Origin of the sequence: Aneurinibacillus danicus (assembly GCF_007991215.1) — a bacterium.
Taxonomy (GTDB): Bacteria; Bacillota; Bacilli; order Aneurinibacillales; family Aneurinibacillaceae; genus Aneurinibacillus; species Aneurinibacillus danicus.
The window spans coordinates 1-4,486 of the sequence record NZ_BJXX01000092.1; the positions used below are offsets into that span (position 1 = coordinate 1).

The 4,486-nt window shown below is 51.1% G+C and carries 5 protein-coding genes; 4 read left to right on the forward strand and 1 reads right to left on the reverse strand.

Features of this window, described 5'->3' with window-relative positions; genetic code table 11:
• Positions 1 to 153: 153 nt before the first annotated feature.
• The 3 genes from ADA01nite_RS10795 to bioF are packed head-to-tail and all read left to right on the forward strand — an operon-like array spanning position 154 to position 2,563.
• Positions 154 to 648, forward strand: coding sequence for a hypothetical protein (locus ADA01nite_RS10795; protein ID WP_146809978.1), 495 nt, complete (start codon positions 154 to 156; stop codon positions 646 to 648).
• Positions 626 to 1,384 (forward strand): 6-carboxyhexanoate--CoA ligase, encoded by a 759-nt coding sequence (gene bioW, locus ADA01nite_RS10800; protein ID WP_146809979.1) that lies wholly within the window; start codon positions 626 to 628, stop codon positions 1,382 to 1,384. Before ADA01nite_RS10795 ends, bioW begins: the two co-directional genes overlap by 23 nt.
• A 51-nt stretch (positions 1,385 to 1,435) precedes the next feature.
• The gene (gene bioF / locus ADA01nite_RS10805) at positions 1,436 to 2,563 is read left to right on the forward strand and encodes an 8-amino-7-oxononanoate synthase (protein ID WP_146809982.1); all 1,128 of its coding nucleotides are present in this window, start codon (positions 1,436 to 1,438) and stop codon (positions 2,561 to 2,563) included.
• Between the two features lie 49 nt (positions 2,564 to 2,612).
• On the opposite strand, the gene ADA01nite_RS10810 is transcribed toward bioF, so the two are convergent.
• On the reverse strand, positions 2,613 to 3,806 hold the full coding sequence (locus ADA01nite_RS10810) for a NupC/NupG family nucleoside CNT transporter (RefSeq protein WP_146809980.1): 1,194 nt from the start codon (positions 3,804 to 3,806) through the stop codon (positions 2,613 to 2,615).
• 234 nt (positions 3,807 to 4,040) lie between these two features.
• Here ADA01nite_RS10810 and ADA01nite_RS10815 point away from each other — a divergent pair, with 234 nt between their 5' ends.
• Positions 4,041 to 4,439 (forward strand): FixH family protein, encoded by a 399-nt coding sequence (locus ADA01nite_RS10815; protein WP_146809981.1) that lies wholly within the window; start codon positions 4,041 to 4,043, stop codon positions 4,437 to 4,439.
• Positions 4,440 to 4,486 lie beyond the last annotated feature (47 nt).

Sequence of the window (4,486 nt, forward strand, 5' to 3'; positions counted from 1 at the left end):
CCTCATTCTTTCCTCTCTTTTCCTTCGCACCTTTTGTAATCGAGGAAGAACGCCCGTAAGTTTTTCTTATTGACCCGTCGCTGTGTTTCATGCTTAAATACATAATAAATGTTAACTTAAAAAATAATTTAGTTAACAAATGGGAGGGAGCGAATGAAGAAAAAAACGGAAGAAATGACGATCATTGCTTTGTTGGCCAGCCTGATTGCCGTTACCGGCGCATTTAAAATCCCGCTCGGCATTCCGGGCGCCGAGTTTCAGCTTTCCGCTCCGATTGCGGTGGCGATTGCGGCTGTATTCGGTTTTCGCCGCTATATAATCGCGGGCGTGCTGGCGAGCGCGGTCATGCTGCTGTTAGGTGTACATAATCTGCTGAATGTAGAAATTTCCATGGTGTTCCGCCTGGTAGCGGGCGGTATTGTCGCGCTGTTTGGCACCTCAATTCCTGTGCTGGCGCTGGCAGGGCCTGTAGGATCAGCTGCTGCGCGCTGGGTGCTATCGCTTACATTGGGAGTATCGACTGTTCCGCTGCTGCTGGCGGCGCTGCCGGGCATGGTTTTTACAGCCATAACCGTATGGCCGCTTGTAAAAGTGATGCGCAGAGCGAAGGGAGGGGCGGTTGCTTATGTCAAAAGAGCCTCTTTATAGCCTGCGGATGCGTGCGGCGCAGGGAGGCGCCCATGAGGAAGGCGGACTGCATATTTCAGGTGGGGAGAGATTGGGCTTCCGGGATGAAATTGAAGCGCTTGTCAGCGGATTGCTGCGCAAAGCGCTGCAGCACAGCCGGGGAGACGCCGACTTTATTAACCTTACTATCGAAAAAGTTGAGCCGGCGAGCTGCCGGGTGCTGTCGCCGCTTCCTGTCTCTACATACGAAGTGGCAGACGCGGAGGAAGGCAGACGGCAGGCGGCAGTGTTGCTTAGGGAATTGTCCGTCTCCGAGCAGGCCATCCGGAATGCGCTTTGTCTGCTTGGATCTGTAAATAATCTGCGGGGAGCGGTGCTGCTCGATAGTCGAAGCGGCGAGCGGCTGGATACGCGGGGGGAAAGAGGCATACGGGTATCGCGTATGGACTGGGATCGCGAGCGCTATTTGTACTGGCAAAATCAGCACCCCCTGTTTGGATCGCCCCGCATTGCAGAGGCGATCGCGTTGGCTACCAAAGTGGCTTATGCACCGGGAACAGTGGCGGAATTATGCTGGTCTGACGATCCGGAATATGTGACCGGCTATGTCGGAAGCAGGCGCAGCGGATATTGCCGGATTACCCGGTTGAAGGAGCAGGGAGACTTTTCCGGCGGCCGTGTATTTTTCGTCGAGCCGGGCACGTTCATCTCCGAATATATTGTGCATCTGGAGCGGACTCCTGTATGGATTGGATAAGAAGGAGGGAAAAGCGTGGATCTATTTGAAGCTTCACTGTCTGCGAGGCTTATGGCTACGAAGGAAAAAGGACTGTATCGCCGTCTTCGTACCGCCCATGAGAATGAAGAAATCCAAGTGTTTTCATCCAATAATTATTTGGGATTGGCGCAGGATGAACGGGTGAAGCGGGCAGCGATTCGCGCCATTGAGGCCTATGGAACCGGAAGCGGGGGATCTAGGCTAACGACCGGCAACCTGTCACTGCATGAGCGGCTGGAGAGCACAATTGCCGCCTGGAAGCAGAAGGCGAGCGCCATTGTGTTCAGCAGTGGATTTCTGGCTAATCTCGGTACAATTTCCACGCTGATGGGACCGGGGGATACAATCTTCAGCGACGCCCTCAACCATGCGAGCATCATCGACGGATGCCGCATGAGCAAAGCGCAGACGATCGTTTATCGGCATACGGATATGCGGGATCTTGAGGAAAAGCTTCGTTCTGCCCCGGCTACAGGCAAAAAGCTGATCGTGACCGACGGCGTATTCAGCATGGACGGCAACATTGCGCCGCTGCCGCAGATTGTAGAGTTGGCGGAGACATACGGCGCCTGGGTTATGGTTGACGATGCCCATGCGGCCGGAGTACTCGGAAAGACGGGGGCGGGCACGGCCGAATACTTTGGTCTGAGCGGGCGCGTACACCTGGCGATGGGAACGCTCAGCAAATCCATTGGCGCGGAAGGCGGATATGTGGCGGCATCCGAACCGGTTGTAGAGTACTTGCGTAATTATGCGCGCACGTTTATTTTCCAAACCTCGTTATCTCCCGGCGTTATTGGTGCTGCGCTTGAAGCAATCGAGATGATTCGGACAGAGCCTGAGCGAAGGCAGAGGCTGCTCGACAATGCGGCGTACATGCGGGCCGGATTGAAGGAAATGGGCTTTACGCTAGTTGAAGGAAGTACACCCATTCTCGCTGTGGTTATCGGAGCGGCGGAGCGGGCGGTAGCCTTCTCCCGCCATCTGGAGGAAAGAGGCGTGTTTGCACCCGCGATCCGCCCGCCGACCGTACCGGAGGGATCAAGCCGAATCCGTGTAACGCTGACAGCTGTCCATACCCGTACCCAGATAGACAGGGCGCTGGCCGCTTTTGCGGCAGCCGGAAAAGAGCTGGGCGTTGGAGCATTAAAATTTTAATGCATGAACGAACGGTCGTTTCATTATATCGAGAATGCCGGGGTTGATATCATAAAAACAATCCGACAATCGCAGCTGAGAGAACGGACGCTAGAGTAGATCCGTACAGCAGCTTCAAACCGAACCTGGCTACTTCGTCACCCTGTTTTTCGTTTAACGCGCGCACTGCTCCGGTAATGATGCCCACCGAGCTGAAGTTTGCAAAGCTAACCAAAAAGACGGATACAATGCCCGCCGTCCGCTCTGACAGCTGACCTGCGATGTCTTTGAAATTAAGCATCGCAACGAATTCGTTGGTTACCAGCTTGGTCGCCATGATGCTGCCGGCCCGAACGATTTCATTCGCCGGTATACCCAAAACAAAGGCAACCGGGGCGAAGATGTAACCAAGTACCGTCTGAAACGAAACTTGGAATACAAGGGTAAACAGATAATTGATTAAATTCATTAATGCAATGAATCCAATGAGCATAGCGGCGACGATAATGGCGATTTTCAACCCATCCATAATGCTTTCGCTAATCATTTGGAAAAATGTCAGTCGTTGTTCTTGATCTTCCCCCGCATCAATCACCTGTAAATCGTCTTCTTCATCCAACTTATACGGATTAATTAAGTTGGCGACGATGAGTGCCGAGAAAATGTTAAGTACGATGGCCACCACCACATACCTAGGAGCCAGCATGGTCATGTAGGAGCCGACAATCGCGATGCTAACCGCACTCATGGCAGATGTGCATAGCGTGTAAAGGCGCTGTTTGGAGACAAAGTTCAACTGTCTCTTGGCTGTCAGAAACACTTCAGACTGCCCCAGTATAGCAGAAGATACGGCGATATAGTTTTCCAGTCGTCCCATGCCGTTGAGCTTGTTGAGAGCAAGACCGACGTAGCGAATAATGAGCGGCAGAATTTTCAAATGGTTTAAGATGCCGATGAGCACCGAAATGAAGATAATCGGCAATAGTACATCCAGAAAAAAGTTGGATACGCCTGTATTCTCAAGTCCGCCGAATACAAAATCCACGCCGCCGATGCCGATTTCCATAAGCCTGGCGAACATTTTGGAGATGTAGCCGATTAAGACGACACCTGTTCGCGTGTTGATTAATAAAAAAGCCAGCAGAATTTGACTCAACAACATGGCGGCAATCGGTCTTACCCGGATTTCTTTGCGGTTATAACTAACAAGATATCCAAGGATGAACACCAACAGCAGACTTGCCAGAAAAAAGACAATATTCATTGTTTGTTTCCCTCCCCGCGGATGAATGAATAACAAAAAACCTCTTCCTTATTTTTCCCAAAGGACGAACATCAAAAACAAAAGAAAACTTCCTTAAAATGTAAAATCCCGCTTTTTAAAGAAGGATTGTGCGCATTTTAATGGAATAGTAGAATATACCGATGACGGAATATGCAGGGGAAAGTACCATCGAAAGATAGAAAAGAAAGTTAGAGGAGTCGGAGGGGAAAGCAAGTGAAGAATAGAAAAAGAAGGCGGTTCTTTGTTTTCATTTTTTTGCTTTTGTTTGCCGGTGCATGTACAGCCGGGGGCGGCCAGCCGACCTATACGTTGCCGCTGCAGATCGAGCTGGCTGTAACGCCAGAGACGGTGCATGTTGGTCAAAGGGCGCTCATTGAAGCCGTGGTGACGCAAGGATCGGATAAAGTGGTGGACGCCAGTGAGGCGATATTTGAAATCGCAAAAAAAGGCGAGAGAAATTATGAAGAGCTAGCAGCCAAATCTAAAGGAGACGGAACATACGCGATTGAAAAAACGTTTACGGCCGCAGGTACTTATACGATTAAAGCGAAAGTGACGGCACAGGATTTAACGGCCGTGTCTTCGCAGGTCATTAAAGTAAAAGAAGAATAGCAGGAAACCATCATGGCATCTCAGCCGCAACCCCGATATGAAAATGC

What these genes read in the sequence shown, in the direction of transcription:
- ADA01nite_RS10810 (WP_146809980.1), bottom strand. Translation starts at nt 3,806, where the DNA reads ATGAATATTGTCTTTTTTCTGGCAAGTCTGCTGTTGGTGTTCATCCTT.
- bioF (WP_146809982.1), top strand. Translation starts at nt 1,436, where the DNA reads ATGGCTACGAAGGAAAAAGGACTGTATCGCCGTCTTCGTACCGCCCAT.
- bioW (WP_146809979.1), top strand. Translation starts at nt 626, where the DNA reads ATGTCAAAAGAGCCTCTTTATAGCCTGCGGATGCGTGCGGCGCAGGGA.
- ADA01nite_RS10795 (WP_146809978.1), top strand. Translation starts at nt 154, where the DNA reads ATGAAGAAAAAAACGGAAGAAATGACGATCATTGCTTTGTTGGCCAGC.